Annotated in this window: 24 protein-coding genes and 1 tRNA gene; 21 read left to right on the top strand and 4 right to left on the bottom strand. The window is 57.7% G+C overall.

The genetic code is table 11. The features are described from left to right. Positions 1–119 precede the first annotated feature (119 nt). Positions 120–1,184, top strand: coding sequence for a DNA polymerase IV (gene dinB / locus IE038_RS21035; protein WP_189396229.1), 1,065 nt, complete (start codon positions 120–122; stop codon positions 1,182–1,184). Positions 1,185–1,239: 55 nt separating this feature from the next. Here dinB and IE038_RS21030 read toward each other — a convergent pair whose 3' ends face one another. The 3 genes from IE038_RS21030 to IE038_RS21020 form a co-directional block, all read right to left on the bottom strand. Then, complete coding sequence (locus tag IE038_RS21030; RefSeq protein WP_189396228.1) at positions 1,240–2,193, bottom strand: hypothetical protein; 954 nt, start codon at positions 2,191–2,193, stop codon at positions 1,240–1,242. A 20-nt stretch (positions 2,194–2,213) separates the two neighbouring features. Then, positions 2,214–3,929 carry a proline--tRNA ligase gene (locus IE038_RS21025; RefSeq protein ID WP_163933142.1) on the bottom strand — a complete coding sequence of 572 codons (1,716 nt, stop codon included), beginning with the start codon at positions 3,927–3,929 and terminating at the stop codon, positions 2,214–2,216. Between the two features lie 165 nt (positions 3,930–4,094). After that, entirely contained in the window at positions 4,095–5,366 is a 1,272-nt protein-coding gene (locus IE038_RS21020; protein WP_189396227.1) for an OprD family porin, read from the bottom strand. An 801-nt stretch (positions 5,367–6,167) separates the two neighbouring features. On the opposite strand from IE038_RS21020, the gene IE038_RS21015 reads away from it, so the two are divergent. Next, on the top strand, positions 6,168–6,593 hold the full coding sequence (locus IE038_RS21015) for an HIT family protein (protein WP_189396226.1): 426 nt from the start codon (positions 6,168–6,170) through the stop codon (positions 6,591–6,593). A gap of 3 nt (positions 6,594–6,596) precedes the next feature. Next, positions 6,597–6,803 (top strand): SlyX family protein, encoded by a 207-nt coding sequence (locus IE038_RS21010; RefSeq protein WP_065761591.1) that lies wholly within the window; start codon positions 6,597–6,599, stop codon positions 6,801–6,803. A gap of 68 nt (positions 6,804–6,871) precedes the next feature. On the opposite strand, the gene IE038_RS24795 is transcribed toward IE038_RS21010, so the two are convergent. Then, a complete protein-coding gene (locus IE038_RS24795; RefSeq protein ID WP_163933135.1) occupies positions 6,872–7,462 on the bottom strand; it encodes a cold-shock protein in 591 nt (196 codons plus the stop codon). Between the two features lie 327 nt (positions 7,463–7,789). On the opposite strand from IE038_RS24795, the gene IE038_RS21000 reads away from it, so the two are divergent. From IE038_RS21000 to IE038_RS20915, 18 genes are all read left to right on the top strand, one after another. Further along, positions 7,790–8,260, top strand: a complete 471-nt coding sequence (locus tag IE038_RS21000) for a Dps family protein (RefSeq protein WP_163933131.1) — start codon at positions 7,790–7,792, stop codon at positions 8,258–8,260. A gap of 261 nt (positions 8,261–8,521) precedes the next feature. After that, positions 8,522–8,851: a ribbon-helix-helix domain-containing protein gene (locus IE038_RS20995; protein ID WP_167523973.1), complete on the top strand. Its 330-nt coding sequence runs from the start codon at positions 8,522–8,524 to the stop codon at positions 8,849–8,851. A 111-nt stretch (positions 8,852–8,962) separates the two neighbouring features. Next, positions 8,963–9,184, top strand: a complete 222-nt coding sequence (locus tag IE038_RS20990; RefSeq protein WP_065761587.1) for an FmdB family zinc ribbon protein — start codon at positions 8,963–8,965, stop codon at positions 9,182–9,184. A 94-nt stretch (positions 9,185–9,278) separates the two neighbouring features. Beyond that, positions 9,279–11,054: an aspartate--tRNA ligase gene (gene aspS / locus IE038_RS20985; RefSeq protein WP_163933151.1), complete on the top strand. Its 1,776-nt coding sequence runs from the start codon at positions 9,279–9,281 to the stop codon at positions 11,052–11,054. 103 nt (positions 11,055–11,157) lie between these two features. After that, positions 11,158–11,904 carry a YebC/PmpR family DNA-binding transcriptional regulator gene (locus IE038_RS20980; RefSeq protein ID WP_163933129.1) on the top strand — a complete coding sequence of 249 codons (747 nt, stop codon included), beginning with the start codon at positions 11,158–11,160 and terminating at the stop codon, positions 11,902–11,904. Between the two features lie 117 nt (positions 11,905–12,021). Beyond that, complete coding sequence (ruvC, locus tag IE038_RS20975; protein WP_189396225.1) at positions 12,022–12,546, top strand: crossover junction endodeoxyribonuclease RuvC; 525 nt, start codon at positions 12,022–12,024, stop codon at positions 12,544–12,546. 105 nt (positions 12,547–12,651) lie between these two features. Further along, positions 12,652–13,260, top strand: a complete 609-nt coding sequence (gene ruvA, locus IE038_RS20970) for a Holliday junction branch migration protein RuvA (protein ID WP_189396224.1) — start codon at positions 12,652–12,654, stop codon at positions 13,258–13,260. Continuing rightward, positions 13,261–14,316, top strand: coding sequence for a Holliday junction branch migration DNA helicase RuvB (ruvB, locus tag IE038_RS20965; RefSeq protein WP_163933126.1), 1,056 nt, complete (start codon positions 13,261–13,263; stop codon positions 14,314–14,316). A gap of 125 nt (positions 14,317–14,441) precedes the next feature. Further along, complete coding sequence (gene ybgC, locus IE038_RS20960; RefSeq protein WP_065761582.1) at positions 14,442–14,897, top strand: tol-pal system-associated acyl-CoA thioesterase; 456 nt, start codon at positions 14,442–14,444, stop codon at positions 14,895–14,897. Between the two features lie 2 nt (positions 14,898–14,899). Next, positions 14,900–15,595 carry a protein TolQ gene (tolQ, locus tag IE038_RS20955; protein WP_189396223.1) on the top strand — a complete coding sequence of 232 codons (696 nt, stop codon included), beginning with the start codon at positions 14,900–14,902 and terminating at the stop codon, positions 15,593–15,595. A 14-nt stretch (positions 15,596–15,609) separates the two neighbouring features. Further along, complete coding sequence (gene tolR / locus IE038_RS20950) at positions 15,610–16,062, top strand: protein TolR (RefSeq protein ID WP_163933123.1); 453 nt, start codon at positions 15,610–15,612, stop codon at positions 16,060–16,062. Then, positions 16,062–17,147 (top strand): cell envelope integrity protein TolA, encoded by a 1,086-nt coding sequence (gene tolA / locus IE038_RS20945; RefSeq protein WP_189396222.1) that lies wholly within the window; start codon positions 16,062–16,064, stop codon positions 17,145–17,147. Before tolR ends, tolA begins: the two co-directional genes overlap by 1 nt. A 47-nt stretch (positions 17,148–17,194) precedes the next feature. Then, positions 17,195–18,445, top strand: coding sequence for a Tol-Pal system beta propeller repeat protein TolB (tolB, locus tag IE038_RS20940; RefSeq protein ID WP_229775711.1), 1,251 nt, complete (start codon positions 17,195–17,197; stop codon positions 18,443–18,445). Between the two features lie 52 nt (positions 18,446–18,497). Further along, positions 18,498–18,995 carry a peptidoglycan-associated lipoprotein Pal gene (pal, locus tag IE038_RS20935; protein WP_042121796.1) on the top strand — a complete coding sequence of 166 codons (498 nt, stop codon included), beginning with the start codon at positions 18,498–18,500 and terminating at the stop codon, positions 18,993–18,995. A gap of 6 nt (positions 18,996–19,001) precedes the next feature. Then, positions 19,002–19,817: a tol-pal system protein YbgF gene (ybgF, locus tag IE038_RS20930; RefSeq protein WP_189396221.1), complete on the top strand. Its 816-nt coding sequence runs from the start codon at positions 19,002–19,004 to the stop codon at positions 19,815–19,817. A 158-nt stretch (positions 19,818–19,975) separates the two neighbouring features. Next, positions 19,976–20,623: a 7-carboxy-7-deazaguanine synthase QueE gene (gene queE / locus IE038_RS20925; RefSeq protein WP_189396220.1), complete on the top strand. Its 648-nt coding sequence runs from the start codon at positions 19,976–19,978 to the stop codon at positions 20,621–20,623. A gap of 15 nt (positions 20,624–20,638) precedes the next feature. Then, positions 20,639–21,313 carry a 7-cyano-7-deazaguanine synthase QueC gene (gene queC / locus IE038_RS20920; RefSeq protein WP_163933114.1) on the top strand — a complete coding sequence of 225 codons (675 nt, stop codon included), beginning with the start codon at positions 20,639–20,641 and terminating at the stop codon, positions 21,311–21,313. 60 nt (positions 21,314–21,373) lie between these two features. Continuing rightward, positions 21,374–21,449, top strand: a tRNA-Lys gene (locus IE038_RS20915). The last annotated feature ends 203 nt before the right edge of the window (positions 21,450–21,652 follow it).

Here is a 21,652-nt window from a genome sequence, read left to right as displayed (position 1 = left end):
TAATGCCCTGCGAGATAGGCTGGCTATGGCTTGCGCAGGGTTTTCCCTTTGTCGGGTGCACGGGTTGGTAACTGGGTGAGATACTGCCCGTACTCTCTTTACCGGTTGCCTGGCCAATCATGCCTCAACGCAAGATCATCCATATCGACTGCGATTGCTTCTATGCCGCCATCGAAATGCGCGATGACCCCCGCCTGGCTGGCAGGCCCATGGCGGTGGGCGGCTCTGCTGACCGACGCGGGGTCATTGCGACCTGCAACTATGAGGCGCGGGCCTTTGGGGTGCGCTCTGCAATGTCTTCGCGGCATGCCCTAAAGCTCTGCCCGGACCTGTTGATCGTCAAGCCGCGCATGGATGCCTATAAAGAAGCATCGCGTGAGATACAAAATATCTTTCGCGACTACACCGACCTCATCGAGCCCCTGTCTCTGGATGAGGCCTACCTGGATGTGTCAGACAGCCCGCATTTTTCCGGTAGTGCCACGCGCATTGCTGAAGATATTCGCCGGCGGGTTTCCCAGCGTTTGCACATTACGGTCTCGGCGGGAGTGGCGCCCAACAAGTTTTTGGCCAAGATCGCCAGTGACTGGCGCAAGCCCAACGGTTTGTTTGTGATTACGCCTGCGCAGGTTGAGGAATTTGTCGCGGTGTTGCCGGTGAGCAAGCTGCATGGTGTCGGCAAGGTGACCGCAGACAAGCTTGGTCGGCTGGGCGTTGTCAATTGCCTCGAGTTGCGCGACTGGAGCCGCTTGGCGCTGGTGCGCGAGTTTGGCAGTTTTGGGGAGCGACTGTTTAACCTGGCGCGGGGCATTGATGAACGCGCCGTGCAGAATGACAGTCGGCGTCAGTCGGTCAGTGTTGAGAACACCTATGATGCCGATTTGCCTGATCTGGCAAGTTGTCTGGAGAAGTTACCCGCGTTGCTGGATGAGCTGGCGGGTCGTATGGCACGTATCGACAGCAGCTATCGGCCAGGTAAACCGTTCGTCAAGGTCAAGTTCCATGACTTTACCCAGACCACGCTGGAGCAGGCGGGGGCAAGCCGTGATCTGGAAAGCTACCAGCACTTGATGAGCCAGGCGTTTGCCCGTGGCGGCAAGCCGGTCAGGCTGTTGGGGGTCGGTGTGCGCTTGCAGGATTTGCGCGGGGCGCATGAGCAGTTGGAGCTGTTTGCCCAGGATTGAAGCAGGGTACGTTTGGAACGTACCCGCTATTCAGGGGCGCAGACGGAAGGACCCATCAATGAGTGCCAGGATCGGCAACCAGGCGACCGGCGTCCGTGGTCAGTGACTTGAGGAACTCCTGTTGCAGTTCCGGGTCATTGCGGGTCAACTCGATCAGGCTTTGCTCCAGCTCGCTCGCTTCCTCTTCCAGGCCCAGTTCTGAAAGGCGTTTGACCCGATGAACCCACTGGCTGACCTCATCGTCTTCCAGGTCGTCGAAAATCAGGTCATGTGCTTCTACCAATTTGCCACGCAGGCTACTGCTGAGCAGCAGGCTGGCGTCAGCACGGACGTTATTTTCTTCATCGGTCGCTTGCAGGTGCAAGGTGCCGATATGGCTGAGGTTCTGGTCGGTAAAGGGGTCATCAAGCAGGTTCAGGCGCAGGATGCCGTCACGGTCGGTGGTCAACTCGTGGGTTAGCTTGCCTGCCTTGACTGATACGGGGCGCTCGCTCCAGGGAAGGCTGGTGTGTTCCTGGCGCTTGTCCTTTTGAACCTCATCTATACCGGCGAGGTTCTGTTGGGCACGACCGTTGGATTGTGTGTTCATGAACGGGTTCAGGCCGGCGAAGCCATAGCTGAGCCAGTCATGGGTGACGCTGTCGGGAAGGTTGCCCAATGTGAACACGTTGACGATGTTCGCGCCGACACCCGCTACCACCGCGACGGCGCCCAGTGGAATCTCATAGATTTCCCGCCAGGGCTGGTAGGGGGTGTAGCGATCGTAACGGCGCGTCACTTCGAATTCGGTGACTTCGAAGTTCTTCTGCTCATGAATGCGTACGCGACGTTGCGGCAGCTCAAGTACCTTGGGCTCCCCGACATCGATCTGCAGGCTGTGTTCGAGCAGTTTGCGCTCGATGCGCTCCTCGTGCTCGCTGCGCTGGGACATCTTATTGGCGCAACCGCTGAGGAGCAGGGCACCGCATAGTGCGGTGCCCCCCAGGGTAAAGGTACTTCGCTTGAACATGATTACTCTTGCGTTAGCGGTCAGCGACGGATACGAGCTTGCAGGAACGACACTGCATCGGCCAGTGCCAGAGGCTGAGCCTCGCGTTCGGTACGGTGCTTGTACTCCAGGTTGCCTTCGGCCAGGCCGCGATCACTGATGACGATCCGGTGCGGGATGCCAATGAGTTCCATATCGGCAAACTTGATGCCAGGGCTGGTTTTCTTGTCGCGATCATCCAGCAGTACTTCAAAACCGGCAGCAGTCAGGTCGGCATACAGCTTGTCGGTCGCTTCGCGAACCTGCTCGGTCTCGTAGCGCAGCGGCACCAGGGCGATCTGGAACGGTGCCAGGGTATCGCTCCAGATAATGCCATTCTCGTCATAGTTCTGCTCGATGGCCGCGGCAACGACACGGGATACGCCAATGCCGTAGCAGCCCATGCTCAGGGTCACAGGCTTGCCATTCTCGCCCAGCACCTGGCACTTCAGGGCTTCGCTGTACTTGGTGCCGAGCTGGAAGATATGCCCGACTTCGATGCCGCGCTTGATCACCAGGGTGCCTTTGCCGTCCGGGCTTGGGTCGCCTTCGACAACATTACGCAGGTCGGCGATTTCCGGTACCGGCAGATCACGCTCCCAGTTCACGCCAAAGTAGTGCTTGTCGTCGATGTTGGCGCCGATGGCGAAGTCGCTCATGAAAGCGACCGAGCGGTCGATGATGCAGGGCAGCGGCAGGTTGAGCGGGCCGAGGGAGCCGGCACCGGCGCCAATGGCGTCACGCAGTTCAGCGTCGCTGGCCATGACCAGAGGGCTGGCGACCTGCTCCAGGTTGGCTGCCTTGATTTCGTTCAGTTCGTGGTCGCCGCGGACGATCAGGGCAATCAGCTTGCCTGCTTCAGCTGCGTGGACGATCAGGGTCTTGATGGTGCGCTCAATCGGCAGGTTATAGCCCTCGACCAATTGGGCGATGGTCTTGGCATCCGGTGTATCGACCAGGCGCAGCGCCTCGGTTGGCGCGGGGCGAATGGTTTCCCGTGGAATCGCTTCGGCTTTCTCGATGTTGGCGGCGTAGTCGGAGCTGTCGCTGAAGATCACATCGTCTTCGCCCGACTCGGCCAGCACGTGGAATTCATGGGAGTAGGAGCCGCCGATGGAGCCGGTATCAGCTTGTACCGGGCGGAAATTCAGGCCCAGGCGAGTAAAGATGTTGCTGTAGGCCAGGTGCATGCGGTCATAGGTTTGCTGCAGGGAGGCCTGGTCCGCATGGAAGGAGTAGGCGTCCTTCATGATGAACTCGCGGCCGCGCATCAGGCCGAAGCGCGGACGGATTTCGTCACGGAACTTGGTCTGGATCTGGTACAGGTTGATTGGCAGCTGCTTATAGCTGTTCAGCTCGTTGCGGGCCAGATCGGTGATGACTTCTTCGTGGGTTGGGCCGACGCAGAACTCACGGTTGTGTCGATCCTTCAGGCGCAGCAGTTCTGGGCCGTATTGCTCCCAGCGGCCAGACTCTTGCCACAGTTCGGCAGGCTGGATGCTGGGCATCAGCACTTCCAGGGCGCCGGCAGCGTTCATTTCCTCGCGCACCACGGCTTCGACCTTGCGCATGACTCGCAGGCCCATCGGCAGCCAGGTGTAAAGGCCGGATGCAAGCTTGCGGATCATGCCTGCACGCAGCATCAGTTGGTGGCTGATGACGACTGCATCGGAAGGGGTTTCTTTCTGGGTGGCGAGCAAATATTGACTGGTGCGCATGGTAGGCCGTTGTCGGTTGCTTAACTGAAATGACCCGCATTGTACGGGCGGGATTCGGTGACGTACAGGATGGTGGTGGCTGAAACTGCTGCCATCGGTTTGCAATAAAAGAAAAAGCCCGGCAATGCCGGGCTTTTTCGTACTGGTTACCGGTAGCCGAAGGGCTTACAGGATGCTCAGCGGGTACTCGACGATCACGCGTACTTCGTCGATGGATGGCGAACCGTAGTAAACGCCGTCTGCGGAGCGGTAAGTTGCCTGACGGATACGGAAGCTCAGGTCTTTCGCTGGGCCTTCCTGCAGGACGTACTTGGCTTCGATGTTGCGTTCCCACTCTTTGCCGTTGCTGGTGGTGGCAGTGTTGGCGTCATCACCAGTGATGTAACGGGCCATGAAGCTCAGGCCTGGAACACCGTAGGTGGCCATGTTCAGGTCGTAGCGTGCCTGCCAGGATTTTTCGTCTTCAGCGTTGAAGTCGGAACGCTGTACGGAGTTGGCCAGGAAGATGGTGCCACCGCCGTCTACGCCGTAGCCGTAGTCGCCGTCTCCAGTCACAGCCTGGTAAGCCAGGGTGAAGGTGTGGGCGCCCAGGTTGTAGGCAGCAGAGAGGCTGTATGCCTTGTTGTCGAGCTTGGTGGTGCCGTCATTTTCTGCGCGCTGCAGACCACGACCGTCGCTTTTGGTGTCATAGAAGTTGAGGTCGAACACCAGGCCTTGATTGTCGCTGATTGGCAGCGCCCAGTTCAGGTTGGCGTAGTACTTGCGCCAGTAGTCTTCGACTTTCGAGTAGTACAGGCTGGTGCTCAGGGTATCGGTAAACGCGTAGGTGCCACCGAACACATCGGCTGAGGTCAGGTGCGCGCTGTCGTGGTTGGTTTCTTGCTGGTTGACCAGGCTGGTGAAGCGGCCGGCGTGCAGGGTCAGGTTCTTGATGTCTTTGCTGGTGATCAGAGCGCCTTGAGCGATCTCTGGCAGCAGGCGGCTGTCATCGGTGGCGAACACTGGCAGTGCGGTGAACTGGTCGCCAACCTTCAGCACGGTATCGGAGATGCGGAATTTAACCGCTGCGCCACCCTTGGAGTAATCATCCTGTGCGCGGCCGTCCGAGCCGAGTGGGAACAGGTCAGTACCTGCAGTGCCCTTGCCGCTGTCCAGTTTCAGGCCCAGCAGGCCGATAGCGTCGACGCCCACGCCGATGGTGCCTTGGGTGAAGCCCGATTCAAAGGTGCCGATGAAGCCTTGGCCCCATTCTTCGCGGCGGCTCTGGCCAGTGTCGTTATTGCGGAAGTCACGGCTGAAATACAGGTTGCGCAGCTTGACTTTCAGTGCGCTGTCTTCAACAAAACCCTTGGAATCATCCTGGGAAGATGCCATTGCCAGTTGTGAGGTACCCGCGGCTACGGCCAGGGCGATAATGCTCCACTTCATCACGCGCATCGTGACTTGCTCCTTTGGTTTTTAGGAAGAGTTGCTGCCAGCCCAACTGGTTTTTTTATGCAGGGCGGCTCTTTCTTTTTTTACGTCGGCGGAATGTATATCACGCTGACGCTTGTTGGCGATACTTGCGAAATGAACCTTTCGGTAACTTTGCGGTCATGTCGCAAACAGTGTTGTCCCTGTCGCAAATCACGTCCCGGTTTTACGGGGCGTAGAACTCCAGCGCTGTTTTGGGCGGCTTAAGGATAGGTAAAAATAATCTAACCCTAGCGCCAGCAACTCCCTGGTTACCCGTGCAGCTGTTGTTATTTGTCGCACTCACCGTGTGCAAGCGTGGGGTGTGTCGACTATGGTCAGGAGGGAATGCAACAAGCGTGCACAAAACGCTGGCCGACTCACAAATTTTTCACCTTTTTTTACGATAACGCCTGCAAGTGCCGAAAACGCGGGGGGCTAAGATCGCTTGGTTTTATCGATTCTGTACGAATGGCATAAGGCTTTTTTCAACTTCAGGGTCGAGCGTTACCGTGGTTGAGGCGTGCATTGGGTAAATTTCGGATATTCGCTGCATTCGACTGGAGCGGGTGGCGTCATTTTGGTGCGAAAAGTAGCGCTGCTGTTACCGTTAGATTGTTAGCTATGTAACTATGTGTGCGACCTCGGCTTGATCTAGTGGCGTTGCTGATACTTGTGCGTCGTGATCGGTCGTGCTCTGTTGGACGAACAGCGGTATTCTTCACGTAGTGGTCTGCTTGGCACGTGTGCAAGTGAGACGGGTTATCGATTGTCTGGAGATGTGCCGTGTTTGTTCTGGATCCGCGCCTTGAACAGGATACTTATGTGCTGGGGGATTTTCCGCTCTGCCGTCTGTTGTTGAGCAAGGATGCAAACTACCCCTGGTTTATCCTGGTGCCTCGCCGTGCTGATGTCAGCGAGTTGTTTCAGCTTGATGGTGGTGATCAGCAGCAGCTCTGGAAGGAAACAACCGAGCTGGCTGAAACCCTCAAGGACAGCTTTGCCGCTGACAAGATGAATGTGGCAACGCTTGGAAATGTGGTCAGCCAGTTGCATATGCATGTGATTGTTCGGCGTCGGAGTGATCTGGCCTGGCCTTCGCCGGTGTGGGGGCATTCGCCTGCCAGTCAGTACGCGGCAGAGCAGCTTGCCGAAATTCGCCAGCGCCTGAAGATGGCGCTGGATGATGATTTTCAAGTTTTGGAGGGTTAAGCCATGTCCCTTGAGTTAAGAATCATGGAGCTGGAGAGCCGCCTGGCATTTCAGGATGACACCGTTCAGGCATTGAATGATGTGCTGGTCGAACAGCAGCGTGTGGTTGAACGCCTGCAGTTACAGATGTCGGCGTTGCTCAAGCGTTATGAGGAGATGGTGGGGCAGTACCAGAGTGCCGAAGAGGAAGCGCCGCCTCCGCATTATTGAAAATACCGTTTACCGGGTACAAAAAAACCGCGACCAGCCTGGCTGTCGCGGTTTTTTTTGAGGTGCGATCAGCGGCGTGGTGCGGCAATCACGTCCTCTGCCTGAAGGCCCTTGTCTCGGTTCATGACCGAGAACTCAACGCGCTGGCCTTCGACCAGTACGCGGTGGCCCTCGCCGCGGATTGCGCGAAAGTGAACGAAAATGTCATCTCCGGAGTCGCGGGAAATGAAGCCGAAGCCTTTTGAGGTGTTGAACCACTTCACGGTGCCTGTGTCGCGGTTGCTCATGTCGTAGCTGCCGGTAGCAGGGGCTTGATGGTGTGTCGGACTGGTTTTCACCAGGTTTGCGACCAGGTGGGCAATGACTGCAAGCACTGCACAGACCAAGGCCGGCAGGCTGCCCATATCCTGGCGGGCAAGCAGGGTGATTGTCTGCAGGACCACTGTCAGTACCAGCAGTGCGCTTGCCAGTTGTTGCAGGTGCTGACGAGGACGCGGCAGGGATGCCACAGGGGCCAGGGTCAGGTTAAGCAGGCCGAAGAGCGCCAGGTAGATGGCATCCGGTTGCTGCAGAAAAGGTGCGGCGTCGGCTCTCAGGCTGGGTATGAAGGACAGCAGCAAAGCGGCTGCGCCCGTCAGGATGTGGACGATCTTGAACATGGTGGTTGGCTCACATTGTATAAGGAGGATCACAGGAAGAGCTGGCTTCATGGCGCGCAGGTGCACATTAGGGCGCAAAAACATGGAGGAGCAGCCTATGCGTCATCGCCCGGATGATTGGTAATGACAACACGCTACCTATTTAACAGCAAAGCCGGGGGGTTCTCAAATCGGCGGCCTGCGGCGGCTCATATGGCGCGAGGTTTGGCCGATTCTGCCGCTGCAAGATGTCGCAGTCCTGCCGTGGAGGCTGCAGGTGCGGGCAAGTCTTGGTAGAGTGGAAAAAGTACCTGCTTGATGAGCAAACACCATAGGAAGGGGAACGACATGGCAATTGATATCGGTATCAGTGAAGAAGACCGCAAATCTATCGTGGAAGGCTTGTCCCGCCTGTTGTCGGATACATATGTCCTGTATCTAAAAACTCATAACTTTCATTGGAATGTCAGTGGGCCAATGTTTCGTACGTTGCACCTGATGTTTGAAGAGCAGTATAACGAATTGGCCTTGGCCGTGGACTTGATTGCCGAGCGTATTCGCGCGCTGGGTTTTCCTGCGCCGGGAACGTATTCCACCTATGCGCGCCTTTCTTCTATCAAGGAAGAGGAGGGGGTGCCGCCCGCTGAAGAAATGATTCGTCAGTTGGTGGCGGGGCAAGAGGCGGTCGTGCGCACCGCGCGTGGCATCTTTCCGCTGCTCGACAAGGTCAGTGATGAGCCGACCGCGGACCTGCTGACGCAGCGCATGCAGGTGCATGAAAAGACCGCCTGGATGCTGCGTGTGCTATTGGATAAATAGTGTGGGTGTTAAATAGGCAAGGTTTCCTTGTCTGACTAAAAGCCTGATTCCCGAGGGGGTCAGGCTTTTTTATGTGTAAGGGTGTTATAAGTGCGCGGGGAAGTATTTCGTCAGTAGCATTTTTATCTAGTGTCCGGCGGATTGCTCCTACGGCAATAGCATTTTGTTCTTCTAGAATGAAAATCATGTTGAGCGCTTTATAAGAGGGTGTGTGGCGTTGGACGCCTATGTATTCTCTTATTTATAAAGCGTGGTACTGATATGTCTCGACTGTTGAATCGCGATGCTCGAGGAGCACTTGGCTTTCACGCCGTGACCGTTGATCCGTTCGAAGCGGACTTTAATATGAACCTGGCGCAGCCGCTGTCTCGTTCGGTGCGCTTGAATGGTTTTGCGACCTGCCTGCGGCTGGAGGAGGTTTACTGGAAGATTCTTGAGCGCATAGCCGCTGCCAATGGCTGTACGGTCAACTGCGTGCTCTCCTATGTGGACCGGGAGGTGCATCTGCGCCATGGCGGCGTGAAAAATTTCAGTGGCTTGGTGCGTGTCATTTGTGTGGTCTACCTGCTCGGCCAGGCTGTCGACACCTAGAATCATTCGCCCAGTGGGGTATTGGCGGGCTGCACAGCCTTCCTTAACCATATATAATCGCGCTTTTTACTGCGAGGCGCAGGCCCGCAGCGTAGTTAGCGAGACGTCCTCATGCCCCTGTACGACTATCAATGCGCTTCCTGCAATCACCAGATGGAAGTGCTTCAGAAGATCAGCGCTGCGCCACTGACCGACTGCCCGGCCTGCCAGGCGCCAGCGCTGAAGAAGCTGCTGTCCGTGCCAGGCTTTCGCCTGAGCGGTACCGGTTGGTACGAAACCGATTTCAAGACCGGCGCAAAAAAGAACCTTGCAGGCGGCGACAAGGCTGACTGAGTTGAACTGCACCGGCAGGGTCTTGCACTATTAGCCCCTTGCGGCGCCAAGACCTCCACTGAATTTTCGAATGACGAGAAGCGAAACCACCATCATGATGCGCAGCCATTATTGCGGCCAACTGAACGAGAGCCTGGAAGGTCAGGAAATTACCCTTTGCGGCTGGGTCCATCGTCGCCGCGACCACGGCGGGGTGATTTTCCTCGATATCCGTGATCGCGAAGGCATGGCCCAGGTCGTGTTCGACCCGGATCGCGCAGACAGCTTTGCTGCCGCCGATCGCGTGCGCAGCGAGTACGTGGTGCAGATTACCGGCAAGGTGCGTCCGCGTCCGGCCGGTGCGGTCAACCCGAACATGGCGTCCGGCGCCATCGAAGTCCTGGGTTACGAGCTGACTGTGCTGAACGAAGCGGAAACCCCGCCGTTCCCACTCAATGAATACTCTGACGTGGGTGAAGAGACGCGCCTGCGTTATCGCTTCATCGACCTGCGTCGTCCGGAAATGGCCGACAAGCTGCGTCTGCGCTCGCGTATTACGTCCAGCATTCGCCGTTTCCTCGATGAAAACGGTTTCCTTGATGTCGAAACGCCAATCCTGACCCGTGCCACCCCTGAAGGTGCACGTGACTACCTGGTGCCAAGCCGTACGCACGCGGGCAGCTTCTTTGCCCTGCCGCAATCGCCACAGCTGTTCAAGCAACTGCTGATGGTCGCCGGCTTCGACCGCTACTACCAGATCGCCAAGTGCTTCCGTGACGAAGACCTGCGTGCTGATCGCCAGCCGGAATTCACCCAGATCGACATCGAGACCAGCTTCCTCGATGAGTCCGAGATCATGGGCCTGACCGAAAGCATGATCCGCAAGCTGTTCAAGGAAGTGCTGGACCTGGAGTTCGGTGAATTCCCGCACATGACCTTCGAAGAAGCCATGCGTCGCTATGGTTCGGACAAGCCAGACCTGCGTATTCCGCTGGAACTGGTCGATGTTGCCGATCAGCTCAAGGACGTTGACTTCAAGGTGTTCAGTGGCCCGGCCAACGATCCGAAGAGTCGTGTTGCCGCACTGCGCGTTCCTGGCGGCGCAAGCATGCCGCGTAGCCGTATCGACGAATACACCAAGTTCGTCGGTATCTACGGCGCCAAGGGCCTGGCCTACATCAAGGTCAACGAGCGCGCCAAAGGTGTTGAGGGGCTGCAATCGCCGATCGTCAAGAACATCCCAGAGGCCAACCTGAACGTGATCCTCGATCGCGTCGGTGCGGTAGACGGCGACATCGTCTTCTTCGGCGCAGACAAGGCCAAGGTCGTCAGCGAAGCATTGGGTGCACTGCGGATCCGCGTTGGCAACGATTTCAGCCTGCACACCTGCGAGTGGGCACCTATGTGGGTTGTCGACTTCCCGATGTTCGAGGAAAACGACGACGGTAGCTTCAGCGCGCTGCACCACCCGTTCACCGCGCCGAAATGCACCCCTGAGGAGCTCGAAGCGAACCCGGCGACCGCGCTGTCGCGTGCCTATGACATGGTCCTTAACGGCACCGAGCTGGGCGGCGGTTCGATTCGTATCCACCGTAAAGAAATGCAGCAGGCGGTATTCCGTCTGCTGGGTATCGAAGCGGCGGAACAGGAAGAGAAGTTTGGCTTCCTGCTCGATGCGCTGAAGTTCGGTGCACCACCACACGGTGGTCTGGCCTTTGGTCTGGACCGTCTGGTGATGCTGATGACCGGCGCCCAGTCGATTCGTGAAGTGATCGCTTTCCCGAAAACCCAGAGTGCAGCCTGCGTCATGACTCAGGCGCCAGGCTTGGTGGATGCCAAGGCCCTGCGTGAACTGCACATCCGACTGCGCGAACAGCAGAAGGCTGAGTAAGGCGAAAACAGGGCGCATCTTCGGATGCGCCCTTGCGTTTCAGAGGTCACAAAGCTGCCGGGTATGCCCGGTAAGTGTTTCAAGCAGAATTCGGAGTTGCGTTATGGCAGGTCATTCCAAGTGGGCGAACATCAAGCACCGCAAAGAGCGCCAGGATGCCAAGAGAGGCAAGATTTTCACCAAGTGGATTCGTGAGCTGACGGTCGCTGCCAAGCAAGGTGGTGGTGATCCGGCTTCCAATCCGCGTCTGCGTCTGGCGCTGGACAAGGCGCTGGGTGCTAACATGAGCCGTGACATCATTGATCGCGCCATTGCGCGGGGTGCTGGTGCCACTGAGGCGGACAACGTTGAGGAGCTCAGCTACGAAGGTTATGGCCCGGGCGGCGTGGCGATCATGGTCGAAGCCATGACCGACAACCGTAACCGTACGGCTGCTGCGGTGCGTCATGCATTCAGCAAGTGCGGTGGCAACCTGGGTACTGACGGTTCGGTGGCCTACCTGTTTGAGCGCAAAGGGCAGATATCCTTCGCTGCCGGCGTCGATGAAGATGCGCTGATGGACGCGGCCATGGAGGCAGACGCCGATGATGTGGTCGACAACGGTGATGGTTCCTTCGATGTCTTTACCTCCTTCGGCAGCTTCTATGCGGTACGCAGTGCACTTGAGGCGGCGGGCTTCAAGGCTGCAGATGCGGAAATCGTGATGCAGCCAACCACCAGTGCCGAACTGGACCTGGATGGCGCGCAGAAGGTGCTGAAGCTGATTGATATGCTGGAAGACCTGGATGACGTGCAGAACGTCTACTCCAACGCTGAAATCCCTGATGAGATCATGGAACAGCTCGCCTGAGTCTTTTGCTACGAGCTGTGTTCGAAGCCGGATCGCCAGCCAATGCTTTGCACTGGCTGCTGTCCGGCTTCTGTCTTTCGACTGGCGCATCAAGGCGTCATTGTGCATGCGGGCGTTATGACTCTGATTCTTGGTATCGACCCAGGCTCGCGGATTACGGGCTATGGTGTGGTGCGGCATACCGGGCGTGGTTGCGAGTATGTCGCCTCGGGTTGCATTCGCACTGGCAGCGGAGAGCTGCATGAGCGCTTGCACATTGTTTATCGCGGTGTACGTGAGATTATCCAGGCCCATGGACCGGTGACGATGGGTATTGAGCGTGTGTTCATGGCGCGCAATGCTGACTCGGCGCTCAAGTTGGGTCAGGCGCGCGGGGCGGCCATTGTTGCCGCGGCCGAGGAGGGCCTTGAGATTGCCGAGTACACGGCGACCCAGGTCAAGCAGGCGGTTGCCGGCACCGGCGGGGCGAACAAGGAGCAGGTGCAGATGATGGTGATGCACTTGCTCAAGCTGACTCAGAAACCACAGATCGACGCGTCCGATGCCTTGGCGATTGCCCTTTGCCATGCACATACCCGTTCCAGTCTGGTGCCGCACGGGTTGAGTAGTGCGCGAAGTCGTGGTGGGCGCTTGCGGCTCTGATTGCCTTGGTTGTTCAGGTTGATTTGCGGGTGTGGTGACTGGGGTTGCTGCATCTGCTGGTAAGGTGAGCGGCGTGTTGCTGTCACTCTTGGAAAGGATCGAAACGTGATTGGACGTTTGCGCGGGACGCTGGCTGAAAAGCAGCCGCCGCACTTGATTGTTGACGTCAACGGCCTTGGCTACGAGCTGGAGGTGCCGATGACGACCTTGTATCGCCTGCCCAAGGTGGGTGAAGCGGTGACATTGCACACGCACCTGGTGGTGCGGGAGGACGCTCACCTGCTTTATGGGTTCCACGAGAAGCGTGAGCGTGAGTTGTTTCGTGAGCTTATCCGGCTCAACGGCGTTGGCCCCAAGCTGGCGCTGGCGCTGATGTCGGGGTTGGAGGTCGATGACCTGGTGCGCTGTGTTCAGGCTCAGGATGCCTCGGCGCTGGTAAAAGTCCCCGGGGTTGGCAAAAAAACGGCCGAACGATTGCTGGTGGAGTTGAAAGACCGTTTCAAGGCTTGGGAAACCGCGCCAAGCCTGTTCGCCTTGGTACCCAATGGGCCGTTGCCTGTTGCGCCAGTCTCCAGTGCTGAGTCGGATGCCGTCAGTGCGCTGATTTCCTTGGGCTACAAGCCTCAGGAAGCCAGTCGAGCGGTGGCTGCCGTTGATGCGAAGGGGCTGAGTAGCGAAGAACTGATCCGTCGCAGCCTTAAGGGAATGATCTAAGTGATCGAAGCAGACCGTTTGATCGCAGCCACCGGACGTGACCGCGAAGAAGTTCAGGATCGGGCTATCCGTCCATTGCGTCTGGCCGAGTACATCGGTCAGCCGGTTGTGCGCGAGCAGATGGCCCTGTTCATTCAAGCCGCTCGCGGACGAAATGAGTCGCTGGACCATACCCTGATATTCGGCCCGCCTGGGCTGGGCAAGACCACGCTGGCCAACATCATTGCCCAGGAAATGGGGGTTTCGATCAAGAGCACCTCCGGGCCGATTCTGGAACGTCCGGGGGATCTGGCGGCGCTGCTTACCAATCTTGAGCCGCATGATGTGCTGTTTATCGATGAAATTCATCGGTTGTCGCCGATCGTAGAGGAGGTGCTGTATCCAGCGATGGAGGACTTCCAGTTGGATATCATGATCGGCGAGGGGCCGGCAGCGCGCTCGATCAAGCTGGACCTGCCGCCGTTCACGCTGGTCGGTGCCACCACCCGCGCAGGCATGTTGACCAATCCGTTACGTGACCGTTTCGGTATTGTGCAGCGTCTGGAGTTCTACAGTACGGAGGATCTGGCGACCATCGTCAGTCGTTCCGGGGGCATTCTTGGTTTACCGATCGAGGATGAAGGCGCATTTGAGATCGCTCGCCGTGCGCGCGGCACTCCGCGGATCGCCAACCGGTTGTTACGCCGGGTGCGTGATTACGCCGAAGTACGTGGCAAGGGGCATATCACCAAACCTGTTGCAGATATGGCGTTGAACCTGCTGGATGTCGACGAGCGCGGGTTTGACCACCAGGATCGCCGGCTACTGCTGACCATGATCGAAAAGTTTGACGGCGGGCCGGTGGGTGTCGACAGCCTTGCGGCGGCCATCAGTGAAGAACGGCATACCATTGAGGATGTCCTCGAGCCTTACCTGATCCAGCAGGGCTATATCATGCGTACCCCGCGTGGGCGGGTGGTAACCCGGCATGCGTACCTTCACTTTGGCCTCAACATCCCAGCACGTGCGGGGGAAGTGAGTCGTGAGGAAGGTTTTTCCGGGCCGACTGATGAATGACAGATTTATCTCGTGATTTCGTGGTCCTATTGGCAGGCATGGAAGGGTTGAGCTGGCAATACGACATATTCGATGAAAAACAGTTGCCGGCGCGGATTGGCAAGTACAGGAGTAAGCACTAGAGTATGCGCGCGCAAAATGGGGTTGAGCCATTCGCACATCGCTGTCGCGTCTATTACGAGGATACCGATGCGGGTGGCGTGGTGTATTACGTCAATTATCTGAAGTTCATGGAGCGTGCCCGCACGGAGCGGTTGCGCGACCTGGGGTTTGCCCAGTCGGAGTTGGCGACACAGAACATGTTGTTTGTCGTGCATTCCAGCGAGGCGCGTTACCACGCGCCCGCGCGTCTGGATGACGAACTGCGGGTGACCGCGCAGGTGCTCGAGCTGAATCGAGCCAGCCTGCGCTTCGTGCAGCAAGTCTGGCGCGAAAACGATAATACGCTGCTCTGCGAAGGGCAGTTCCTGGTGGCCTGTGTGCGCGCCGATACGTTCAAACCCAGGGCCATTCCCTCCGAGCTGCGAGCGGCATTTGTCGAAGCGGGCGGCCCGGGTACACATTCAAATGCAGGAGATTAAGCGTGGAAGCTAACGTCGTCGACCATACCTCCATGTGGAGCCTGGTCAGCAATGCCAGCGTCGTTGTACAGCTGGTCATGCTGGCTTTGGTGGCCGCATCGGTAACCTCATGGATCATGATTTTTCAACGCAGCACCATGCTGCGTGCCGGTCGCCGTGCGCTGGAAAACTTCGAGGAGCGCTTCTGGTCAGGTATCGACCTGTCCAAACTGTACCGCCAGGCCGGCAGCAACCCGGATCCGGACTCCGGCGTAGAGCAGGTTTTCCGTGCCGGCTTCAAAGAGTTCTCGCGTCTGCGTCAGCAGCCGGGCGTCGATCCTGATGCCGTCATGGAAGGTGTTGGTCGTGCCATGCGCGTCGCCATCTCCCGTGAAGAGGAAAAGCTTGAGCAAAGCCTGCCATTCCTTGCAACCGTAGGTTCCACCAGTCCTTATGTCGGTCTGTTTGGTACGGTCTGGGGGATCATGAACTCGTTCCGCGGCCTGGCGTCTGCTCAGCAAGCTACGCTGGCAACCGTTGCGCCAGGTATCGCCGAAGCGCTGATCGCAACCGCGATCGGCCTGTTTGCTGCGATTCCGGCGGTTATCGCCTACAACCGTTTCGCTGCGCGCAGCGAAGTCTTGATCGGTCGTTACTACACATTTGCCGACGAGTTCCAGGCCATCCTGCACCGTAAAGTGCATACCAGCGAAGAGTGATCAGGTAAAAGCCAATGGCCCGAGTTCGTCATAAACGCAAGCCGGTCGCCGAGATGAACGTGGTGCCTTACATCGACGTGATGTTGGTACTGTTGGTCATCTTCATGGTCACCGCACCGATGCTCAACCAGGGCGTGAAGGTCGATCTGCCCAAGGTTTCCAGTGAAGCCTTGCCGCAGGACAACAATGTCCAGATCCTGACCATATCGATCAAGGCTGACAAGACCTATTACTGGAACCTTGGCAGCGAAGTCGACACCGACAAGCAGATGGACAAGGCAATGACCTTGCCGCAAATGACCGACGCGGTGACCAAGATCATCGCCGCCGGGCGTGACCAGGGTAAACAGACCCAGGTCTTCATCCGTGGCGACAAGTCCGTCGACTACGGCGCGGTCATGGGCGCCATGGGCGGGTTGCAGAAAGCGGGTGTCGGTAACGTTGGCCTGATTACCGAGGCGCCCTGATGCAACAGCGAGAGCCATCCGCCTCGGAAAGCTATTTCTGGCCCAGTGTATGGGCCATCGCGCTGCACGTTCTGGTGTTCGGCATGCTGTTCGTCAGTTTTGCCATGACCCCGGAGCTGCCGCCGGCCAAGCCTATCGTCCAGGCAACCCTGTACCAACTGAAGTCCAAGAGTCAGGCGACCACCCAGACCAATCAGAAGATTGCCGGGGAAGCGAAGAAGACTGCTTCGCGCCAGACCGAAGTCGAGCAGATGGAGCAGAAAAAGGTCGAGCAGCAAAAGCAGGAAGCGGTGAAGGCTGCGGAACAAAAGAAAGAAGAAGCTGCTCAGAAGGCTGAAGCGGCCCGCGAGGCTGCCGAGGCGAAGAAAGCCGAGGAAGCTGCAAAGGCGGCCGAGTCAAAGAAAGCCGATGAGGCCAAGAAGGCCGCCGAGGCGAAAAAAGCCGAAGAGAAACAGCTGGCCGATGTCGCCAAGAAGAAAGCCGAAGAAGAAGCCAAGAAAAAGGCTGAAGAAGAGGCGAAGAAACAGGCGGCTGAAGAGGCCAAGAAAAAAGCGGCTGAGGACGCCAAGAAAAAGGCTGCCGAAGACGCGAAGAAAACCGCTGCCGCCGAAGAGGCGAAGAAAAAGGCAGCTGAAGAGGCCAAAAAGAAAGCCGCAGCTGATGCGGCCAAGAAGAAAGCAGTGGAAGCAGCTCGCAAGGCGGCAGAGGACAAGAAGGCTCAGGCATTGGCCGAGTTGTTGTCCGATACCACCGAGCGGCAGCAGGCGCTGGCCGATGAGCAGGGTGACCAGGTAGCCGGTAGTTTCGATGACCTGATCCGTGCCCGCGCGGCCGAGGGATGGGCGCGTCCGCCTTCTGCTCGCAAGAACATGACGGTGGTCCTGCAGATCGGCATGTTGCCGGACGGTACCATCACCTCTGTGAGCGTTTCTCGTTCCAGTGGCGATGCGCCTTTCGATAACTCCGCTGTGGCAGCGGTCAAGAACATTGGTCGCTTAACCGAAATGCAGGGCTTGAAACCGAGCGAATTCAATCCCTATCGTTCATTCAAGATGACATTCACACCTGAGGATCTAGCCTTGTGATTAACCTTCTTAGAGGACTGCTGGTCGTTCTCTGCTGTGCGGCGGGAATGGCCGTTGCAGAGGAAAAGAACATCATGGTCACCAGTGGCAGCGACCGTGCCACGCCAATCGCCGTCGTACCGTTCGGTCTGCAGGGCGGCAGTGTGCTGCCCGAGGACATGGCTGACATCATTGGCAATGACCTGCGCAACTCCGGCTACTACTCGCCGATTCCGCGTCAGAACATGATCAGCCTGCCGACTCAGGCCGGTGAAGTGATCTACCGTGACTGGAAGGCGCTGGGTGCCCAGTACATCATGGTCGGTAGCATCGTGCCGTCAGGTGGTCGTTTGCAGGTGCAGTACGCGCTGTTCAACGTCGCCACCGAGCAGCAAGTGCTGACCGGCAGCGTTTCGGGCAGCGTCGACCAGTTGCGTGACATGTCGCACTACATCGCAGACCAGTCGTTCGAGAAACTCACCGGCATCAAGGGTGCTTTCTCGACGCGGATGCTCTACGTGACTGCCGAGCGCTTCTCGACCGACAACACGCGCTACACCTTGCAGCGTTCGGACTACGACGGTGCTCGTGCGGTGACCCTGTTGCAATCCCGTGAGCCGATCCTGTCGCCGCGTTTCGCGCCAGATGGCAAGCGCATTGCCTATGTGTCGTTCGAGCAGAAGCGTCCGCGCATCTTCGTTCAGCACATCGACACGGGTCGTCGTGAGCAGATCACCAACTTCGAAGGTCTCAATGGTGCGCCCGCCTGGTCGCCTGATGGCTCTCGCCTGGCCTTCGTGTTGTCGCGTGATGGCAACCCGGAGATCTATGTAATGAACCTGGGTTCGCGTCAGCTGACCCGTGTAACCAACAGCCCGGCCATCGATACCGAACCTTTCTTCGGTAAAGACGGCTCGACCCTGTACTTCACCTCTGATCGTGGCGGCAAGCCACAGATCTATAAAACCTCTATCGGCAGCGGTGGCGCCGAGCGTGTGACATTCATCGGTAACTACAACGCCAACCCTAAGTTGTCGGCTGATGAAAAGACATTGGTGATGATTCATCGTCAAGACGGCTTCACCAATTTCAAGGTGGCGGCCCAGGATTTGCAGCGCGGTAGCGTAAAAATCCTCTCAGAGACCAGTCTTGATGAGTCTCCTACTGTCGCGCCTAACGGCACCATGCTAATCTACGCCACCCGCCAGCAGGGCCGGGGAGTCTTGATGCTCGTGTCGCTAAATGGCCGCGTGAGGCTCCCGCTTCCTACCGCTCAAGGCGAAGTTAGAGAACCGTCCTGGTCCCCTTACCTGAACTGACGCGGCGCTTTACGTTGTACTTAACACATTGGGGTTCATTAGGAGTTTCACGATGGAAATGTTGAAGTTTGGTAAGTTTGCTGCGCTGGCTCTGGCCATGGCCGTAGCTGTAGGTTGCTCCTCGAAAGGCGGCGACAACGCTGGCGAAGGCGCTGTCGATCCAAACGCTGGCTACGGTGCCAACACTGGTGCTGTTGACGGCAGCCTGAGCGAAGAAGCTGCTCTGCGCGCAATCACCACCTTCTACTTCGAATACGACAGCTCGGACCTGAAGCCAGAAGCCATGCGCGCTCTGGACGTTCATGCCAAAGACCTGAAAGGCAACGGCGCTCGCGTCGTTCTGGAAGGCAACACCGACGAGCGTGGTACTCGCGAATACAACATGGCCCTGGGCGAGCGTCGTGCGAAAGCCGTTCAGCGCTACCTGGTACTGCAAGGCGTTTCCCCAGCTCAACTGGAACTGGTTTCCTACGGCGAAGAGCGTCCAGTTGCCACCGGCAACGACGAGCAGTCCTGGGCTCAAAACCGTCGCGTCGAACTGCGTAAGTAATTCGATATGCGTACGTGCCGTCGTGCTGTAACCGTCCTGGCTCTCTCCCTGCCTTTGTTGGCCTGGGGTGAGGTTCCTGTTGTTGATGACAACGCTGGCTATAACGGCGCAAGCAGTTATCCGCCCGCGGGTTATGGTACGAACGGCGCCTATGCCGGGGGAGGGGTTTCGGCCCCTGCCTCGGCACAGGGTCAGCTCTTCATGCAACTGCAGCAGATGCAGGAGCAGATAGAGCGTCAGCAGAACAGTATCGAGATTCTGCAAAACGAAGTTGCGCGTTTGAAACAGGAAGGCCTGGAGCGTTATCAGGACCTGGATCGACGTATTGGAAGCAGTGCTGCACCTGCCGCCACTCCTGAGAATTCTGCCGCCGGTGGCGCCAGCGCCGCCGTCGACAATAGCGCAGCGCCGGCCACTCAGCCTGCTGCGAGCTCCGAGCCGGGTGATCCGGCGAAAGAGAAGCTGTACTACGATGCCGCCTTTGACCTGATCAAGGCCAAGGACTTCGACAAGGCCAGCCAGGCATTCAATGCCTTCCTGCGCAAGTACCCGAATAGCCAGTATGCTGGCAATGCCCAGTACTGGTTGGGTGAAGTCAACCTGGCCAAGGGTGACCTGCAGGGCGCAGGCCAAGCCTTTGCCAAGGTCAGCCAGCTGTATCCGAAGCACAACAAGGTGCCGGACTCACTGTATAAACTGGCCGACGTAGAGCGTCGCCTGGGGCATACTGATCGCGTCAAGGGTATTCTGCAGCAAGTGGTTAACCAATACCCTGGTACCTCGGCCGCACAGCTGGCCCAGCGTGACCTGCAGAAGCTCTAAGTTAACGGCTCAAAAGAAAACCCGCGCTTGTCGCGGGTTTTTTCGTTAGAATTTGCGCCCTTTATTTGAATACGCTGCTGCGAACTACGCGATGCCGGGTTCGTTGCGGTGCCTGACGGAGGCGGACAGCCTGTTTAGCTGTTACGCCCGTGGCGACTATGCAAGACACATTACGTATTACCGAAGTTTTTTACTCGTTGCAGGGTGAAACGCGAACCGCTGGCTTGCCCACGGTATTTGTGCGCCTCACCGGCTGCCCTCTGCGCTGTCAGTACTGTGACAGCGCCTATGCTTTCAGCGGCGGTACTTTGCGTACCCTGGACTCCATTCTGGAGCAGGTTGCCAGCTTTCGCCCGCGTTACGTCTGCGTTACCGGCGGTGAGCCATTGGCTCAGCCTAACGCCATTCCGTTGCTTCAACAGCTGTGTGACGCTGGCTATGAGGTCTCGCTGGAGACCAGTGGTGCGTTGGATATTTCGGCTGTCGATCCGCGGGTGAGTCGCGTCCTTGACCTGAAAACGCCAGGCTCAATGGAGGTGGCGCGCAACCGCTACGAGAACATCGAATTGCTGACGGCCAATGATCAGGTCAAGTTTGTGATCTGCTCTCGCGAAGATTACGACTGGGCGGTCTCCAAGCTGATTCAGTACGGCCTCGATCAGCGGGCGGGTGAGGTGCTGTTTTCGCCAAGCCATCACCAGGTACGAGCAACTGATCTGGCCGACTGGATCGTGGCTGACAATCTACCGGTGCGCCTTCAGTTGCAGTTGCACAAACTGCTCTGGAATGACGAGCCGGGACGCTGATAGGGGAACAATGCAATGACTGAGAAGCGTGCGGTAATTCTATTGTCCGGCGGCCTGGACTCTGCAACGGTGGTCGCGATGGCCAAGGCCGAAGGTTACAGCTGCTACACCATGAGTTTCGACTACGGCCAGCGCCATCGCGCCGAGCTGGATGCAGCGGCACGGGTTGCCCGTGACCTGGGAGTGGTCGAGCACAAGGTGATCGGCCTGAACCTCAACGGCATTGGTGGCTCGGCGCTGACCGACAGCACTATCGACGTGCCTGAGGCGCCGAGTGAAGGTATTCCGGTGACCTATGTGCCGGCGCGCAATACCGTATTCTTGTCGCTTGCGCTGGGTTGGGCCGAGGTGTTGGAGGCGCGGGATATCTTCATTGGCGTCAACGCGGTGGATTACTCCGGCTACCCGGATTGCCGGCCCGAGTTTATCGAGGCATTCGAGCGCATGGCTAACCTGGCGACCAAGGCCGGCGTAGAAGGTCAGGGTTTCCGAATTCAGGCACCGCTACAGAATATGAGCAAGGCGCAGATCGTCCAGGCGGGCATTGCCCGGGGTGTCGACTACAGCCTTACCGTCTCCTGCTATCAAGCGGATGAGCAGGGGCGGGCTTGTGGCAAGTGTGACAGCTGCCGTTTGCGTGCTGAAGGCTTCAAGGCTGCCGGTGTGGCGGATCCAACGCATTATTTTTGATTTTTTTAACATGAGGTGTTGATTTCTCGTTAGAAATCAGTATTATACGCCTCATCCAACGGGTCGTTAGCTCAGTTGGTAGAGCAGTTGGCTTTTAACCAATTGGTCGTAGGTTCGAATCCTACACGACCCACCACATACAGCCTGATGTGTGAAGTTTAGAAAGCGGCATGAAGTTGCAAGCACTCTAATCAATAACACAGATATGTAACCCATTTTAGGGTTTGATATTTCAGGCACGAGAAGCCCGCTTCCTGCAAAGGAGCGGGCTTTTTCGTTGTGCGCCAGGCATGGCGCGTTGCGCGTTAGCGCAACCCGTTTGGCTGTGGTGGCTGAATG

It is taken from the genome of Pseudomonas laurentiana, assembly GCF_014648275.1.
Classification (GTDB): Bacteria; Pseudomonadota; Gammaproteobacteria; order Pseudomonadales; family Pseudomonadaceae; genus Aquipseudomonas; species Aquipseudomonas laurentiana.
The sequence above is the reverse complement of the archived record's forward strand: the minus strand, read 5'-3'. Positions and strand labels throughout refer to the sequence as shown.

Excerpts from the sequence above, each read along its gene's own strand:
- dinB (WP_189396229.1), top strand. The coding sequence starts at position 120 with ATGCCTCAACGCAAGATCATCCATATCGACTGCGATTGCTTCTATGCC.
- IE038_RS21030 (WP_189396228.1), bottom strand. The coding sequence starts at position 2,193 with ATGTTCAAGCGAAGTACCTTTACCCTGGGGGGCACCGCACTATGCGGT.
- IE038_RS21025 (WP_163933142.1), bottom strand. The coding sequence starts at position 3,929 with ATGCGCACCAGTCAATATTTGCTCGCCACCCAGAAAGAAACCCCTTCC.
- IE038_RS21020 (WP_189396227.1), bottom strand. The coding sequence starts at position 5,366 with ATGCGCGTGATGAAGTGGAGCATTATCGCCCTGGCCGTAGCCGCGGGT.
- IE038_RS21010 (WP_065761591.1), top strand. The coding sequence starts at position 6,597 with ATGTCCCTTGAGTTAAGAATCATGGAGCTGGAGAGCCGCCTGGCATTT.
- IE038_RS24795 (WP_163933135.1), bottom strand. The coding sequence starts at position 7,462 with ATGTTCAAGATCGTCCACATCCTGACGGGCGCAGCCGCTTTGCTGCTG.
- IE038_RS21000 (WP_163933131.1), top strand. The coding sequence starts at position 7,790 with ATGGCAATTGATATCGGTATCAGTGAAGAAGACCGCAAATCTATCGTG.
- IE038_RS20995 (WP_167523973.1), top strand. The coding sequence starts at position 8,522 with ATGTCTCGACTGTTGAATCGCGATGCTCGAGGAGCACTTGGCTTTCAC.
- IE038_RS20990 (WP_065761587.1), top strand. The coding sequence starts at position 8,963 with ATGCCCCTGTACGACTATCAATGCGCTTCCTGCAATCACCAGATGGAA.
- aspS (WP_163933151.1), top strand. The coding sequence starts at position 9,279 with ATGATGCGCAGCCATTATTGCGGCCAACTGAACGAGAGCCTGGAAGGT.
- IE038_RS20980 (WP_163933129.1), top strand. The coding sequence starts at position 11,158 with ATGGCAGGTCATTCCAAGTGGGCGAACATCAAGCACCGCAAAGAGCGC.
- ruvC (WP_189396225.1), top strand. The coding sequence starts at position 12,022 with ATGACTCTGATTCTTGGTATCGACCCAGGCTCGCGGATTACGGGCTAT.
- ybgC (WP_065761582.1), top strand. The coding sequence starts at position 14,442 with ATGCGCGCGCAAAATGGGGTTGAGCCATTCGCACATCGCTGTCGCGTC.
- tolR (WP_163933123.1), top strand. The coding sequence starts at position 15,610 with ATGGCCCGAGTTCGTCATAAACGCAAGCCGGTCGCCGAGATGAACGTG.
- tolA (WP_189396222.1), top strand. The coding sequence starts at position 16,062 with ATGCAACAGCGAGAGCCATCCGCCTCGGAAAGCTATTTCTGGCCCAGT.
- tolB (WP_229775711.1), top strand. The coding sequence starts at position 17,195 with ATGGCCGTTGCAGAGGAAAAGAACATCATGGTCACCAGTGGCAGCGAC.
- pal (WP_042121796.1), top strand. The coding sequence starts at position 18,498 with ATGGAAATGTTGAAGTTTGGTAAGTTTGCTGCGCTGGCTCTGGCCATG.
- ybgF (WP_189396221.1), top strand. The coding sequence starts at position 19,002 with ATGCGTACGTGCCGTCGTGCTGTAACCGTCCTGGCTCTCTCCCTGCCT.
- queE (WP_189396220.1), top strand. The coding sequence starts at position 19,976 with ATGCAAGACACATTACGTATTACCGAAGTTTTTTACTCGTTGCAGGGT.
- queC (WP_163933114.1), top strand. The coding sequence starts at position 20,639 with ATGACTGAGAAGCGTGCGGTAATTCTATTGTCCGGCGGCCTGGACTCT.